At 63.1% G+C, this 355-nt stretch carries 1 pseudogene; it reads right to left on the reverse strand.

What is annotated here, in order from left to right:
- Nucleotides 1-355 (reverse strand): annotated as a pseudogene (locus tag L692_RS0105615) (anthranilate phosphoribosyltransferase); the annotation flags it as partial.

A 355-nucleotide genomic window follows, 5' to 3' on the forward strand; every position in this document is an offset into this window, starting at 1 on the left:
GCGGGAGAGAGCGGCGGAAGGAATATCCGCTTCCATAATGATATCCTGCAGCGTGATCCCCCATTTCGGGGGAAGAGAAGCGGAGCCGTGCAGTGTTACCGGCAGTCCGGCGGCCGCTAGCAGGAAGGCGGTTGGAAAGGTCGCGGCGAAAGAGCGAAGGCGGCCGTCATAAGGACCGGCGCAGTCTATTCCCTCATGCAGAGGCTCGCGCAGCGCGTAGCTTCGGCATACGGTTACAAAAGCCTCCAGCTCCTCCACGCTTTCGAGCTTGATCCGTTCGGCGATCAGGAACGCGCCGATCTGGGCCGGCGTGGCGGATTGGCTCAGAATCGCTTCCGCCGAAGCGGCGGGCTCC

This window comes from Paenibacillus forsythiae T98 (genome assembly GCF_000520735.1).
In the GTDB taxonomy this organism is placed as follows: domain Bacteria; phylum Bacillota; class Bacilli; order Paenibacillales; family Paenibacillaceae; genus Paenibacillus_AQ; species Paenibacillus_AQ forsythiae.